The 251-nt window shown below is 47.8% G+C and carries 1 protein-coding gene; it reads right to left on the reverse strand.

Annotation, left to right across the window (positions count from 1 at the left end):
• A partial coding sequence (locus AB4585_RS28565) for an acyltransferase family protein (protein ID WP_372172151.1) occupies window positions 1–219 on the reverse strand: 219 nt, incomplete at its 3' end.
• Window positions 220–251: the final 32 nt, after the last annotated feature.

Raw genomic sequence — 251 nt, forward strand, 5'->3', positions numbered from 1 at the left:
ATCAAAAGGTCTACGATCGCTCAGCATCAACGCGCCAGAGATGAGAATAAAGACGGGAACGGCCCAGCGACTGATACTGTTTATGCTGATTGCGGTAAACCACTCATCGAATGGAATCACGCCGTACTGATGTCGATATGGAGCCAACACGTGTATCGCGATCACGGCAATAGCAGCCACGCATCGAGCGAGATCGAAAAACAGTACCCTTTGTCTCATTAGAACCTATTCCTTTATTTATGCTACTGCCA

This window comes from Vibrio sp. 10N.222.49.C9 (genome assembly GCF_041474985.1).
In the GTDB taxonomy this organism is placed as follows: Bacteria; Pseudomonadota; Gammaproteobacteria; order Enterobacterales; family Vibrionaceae; genus Vibrio; species Vibrio crassostreae_C.